At 73.7% G+C, this 2,934-nt stretch carries 1 protein-coding gene and 1 pseudogene; both read right to left on the bottom strand.

The window, feature by feature from the left end; translation table 11 throughout:
* Positions 1-2,333, bottom strand: a 2,333-nt coding sequence (locus tag GA0115242_RS09675) for a Tex family protein (protein ID WP_107461365.1), incomplete at its 3' end; no start/stop codon positions are given.
* Positions 2,334-2,448: 115 nt separating this feature from the next.
* Positions 2,449-2,934 (bottom strand): annotated as a pseudogene (locus GA0115242_RS09680) (hypothetical protein); the annotation flags it as partial.

Below are 2,934 nucleotides of genomic sequence, written 5' to 3' on the forward strand. Positions count from 1 at the left end.
GCCTGCCGCTGACCGCCGCCCCGGCCGCCGCGCTCACCGCCCCGGCCACCGCCGCCGCCCTGCTGCTGGCGCTGGCGCTGCTGCGGCGGACGTCCGCCGCCGTTCCCGCCGCCCCGCTGCTGCCTGCCGTCACCGCCGGTGGCCGCGGCCTCGTCGTCGAGGCGCAGCGTCAGGGAGACGCGCTTGCGCGGGATGTCGACGTCCAGGACCTTCACCTTGACGATGTCGCCCGGCTTCACCACGTCCCTGGGGTCCTTGACGAACGTCTTCGACATCGCGGAGACGTGCACCAGGCCGTCCTGGTGGACACCGACGTCCACGAAGGCGCCGAACGCCGCCACGTTGGTGACGACCCCTTCGAGGACCATCCCGGAGACCAGGTCGGAGAGCTTCTCGACGCCCTCCTTGAAGGTCGCCGTCCGGAACGCCGGGCGGGGGTCGCGCCCCGGCTTCTCCAGCTCCCTCAGGATGTCGCCGACGGTCGGCAGACCGAACGTCTCGTCCACGAAGTCGCCCGGCCGCAGCGACCGCAGCACCGCGGTGTTGCCGATCAGCGCGCCGACCTCGTGGCCGGACGTCTTCACCATCCTGCGCACCACCGGGTACGCCTCCGGGTGCACGCTGGAGGCGTCCAGCGGGTCGCCGCCGCGGATCCGCAGGAAGCCCGCGCACTGCTCGTACGCCTTGGGGCCGAGCCGCGAGACGTCCTTGAGCTGACGGCGGCCGGTGAACGGCCCGTTGGCGTCCCGGTGCGCCACGATGTTCTCGGCCAGGCCCGAGGTGATGCCGGAGACGCGCGCCAGCAGCGGCGCCGAGGCCGTGTTGACGTCCACGCCGACGCCGTTCACGCAGTCCTCCACGACCGCGTCCAGCGAACGTGACAGCTTCACCTCGGACAGGTCGTGCTGGTACTGGCCGACGCCGATCGACTTCGGGTCGATCTTCACCAGCTCGGCCAGCGGGTCCTGGAGGCGGCGCGCGATGGAGACCGCGCCGCGCAGCGACACGTCCATGTCGGGCAGCTCCTGCGAGGCGAACGCGGAGGCCGAGTACACCGAGGCGCCCGCCTCCGACACCATCACCTTGGTGAGGTTCAGCTCCGGGTGCCGGGTGATCAGGTCACCGGCGAGCTTGTCGGTCTCGCGGGAGGCGGTGCCGTTGCCGATGGCGACCAGCTCGACGGCGTGCGCCGCGGCGAGCCGGGCCAGCTTGGCGATCGCCTCGTCCCAGCGGTTGGCCGGGACGTGCGGGTGGATGACGTCGGTGGCGACCACCTTGCCGGTCGCGTCCACCACCGCCACCTTCACGCCGGTGCGGAAGCCGGGGTCGAGACCGAGCGTCGCGCGGGTCCCGGCCGGGGCGGCGAGCAGCAGGTCGCGCAGGTTCGCCGCGAAGATCTGGACGGCGTCGTCCTCGGCGGCGGTGCGCAGCCGCAGCCGCAGGTCGAGGCCGAGGTGGACCAGGATGCGGGTGCGCCAGGCCCAGCGGACCGTGTCCTGGAGCCACTTGTCGCCGGGGCGGCCGCGGTCGGCGACACCGAAGCGGTGCGCCACGACGCCCTCGTACGAGGACGGGCCCTCCGTCGCCTCCTCCGGCTCCAGGACGAGGTCGAGGACCTCCTCCTTCTCGCCGCGCAGCATCGCGAGGACGCGGTGCGAGGGGAGGTCGGTGAACGGCTCGGTGAAGTCGAAGTAGTCGGCGAACTTCGCGCCCGCCTCCTCCTTGCCCTCCCGCACCTTGGCGGCCAGCCGCCCGCGCACCCACATCCGTTCGCGCAGCTCGCCGATCAGGTCGGCGTCCTCCGAGAACCGCTCGGTGAGGATGGCCCGCGCGCCGTCCAGCGCGGCCTGCGGATCGGCGACGCCCCTGTCGGCGTCCACGAAGGCGGCGGCCGCGGCCTGCGGGGCGACGGACGGATCGGTGAGCAGCCCCTCCGCCAGCGGTTCGAGCCCCGCCTCCCGGGCGATCTGCGCCTTGGTGCGCCGCTTCGGCTTGTAGGGCAGATAGATGTCCTCCAGGCGCGCCTTGGTCTCGGCGCCCCGGATCCGGCCCTCCAACTCCTCGGTGAGCTTGCCCTGCTCGCGCACCGACTCCAGGATCGCCGCCCGGCGCTCCTCCAGTTCGCGCAGATACCGCAGCCGCTCCTCGAGCGTGCGCAGTTGCGCGTCGTCGAGCATGTCCGTCGCTTCCTTGCGGTAGCGGGCGATGAAGGGCACCGTCGAACCGCCGTCCAGCAGCTCCACGGCAGCCCTGACCTGCCGCTCCCGTACGCCGATTTCCTCGGCGATCCTGCCTTCGATGGACCCTGTCTCCAGGGACCCGGGTGTCGTCACGATCCCGTACCGCCTTCTCACTGGGGTTGCGCGGCAATTGTGGCAGGTGGCACCGACAATCGCGGTCCGGGGCGCGGGCCGCCCGTGTCGCCGCGGGGCCCGGCCCCGTGCCCGTTCACCGCTTCCCGAGCAGTCCCTCGGGAAACGCCCCGGCCGCCGCCGCGGTCCGCGCGAGGGCCGCGGTCAGTTCGGTGAGCCGGGCCACCCCCTCGGCGCCCAGGTGCTCGTAGGGCGCCCGGTCGAGGCGGTCGGTCTCCTCCTCGACGCCGGTCCGCAGGGCGGCGCCCTCGGCGGTCAGTTCGCCGTCGTCGTCCAGGAGTCCGCGCCCGCGCAGCCGTTCGCTCGCCGCGTCCCACTCCGGCCGGCTCCAACCCCGGGTGGTCAGGATCCACTTGGGGGTCATGCCCCGGCCGGTGGCGGTGTGGGTGATGAGCGCCTCCAGGCCGTCGAGACCGGCGGCGGCCAGGGCCGCGAGGTGTCCGTCGCCGCGGTGCTCGCGCAGCAGCGTCGCCGCGTGGAACAGGCGCAGGTGCGCCTCCTCGGGCACCGGCAGGTCCGCGTGCGCGGCGTACAGCGGCCGCCCGGGGCGGGTGCACGCCTC

This window comes from Streptomyces sp. SolWspMP-5a-2 (genome assembly GCF_900091845.1).
Taxonomy (GTDB): domain Bacteria; phylum Actinomycetota; class Actinomycetes; order Streptomycetales; family Streptomycetaceae; genus Streptomyces; species Streptomyces doudnae.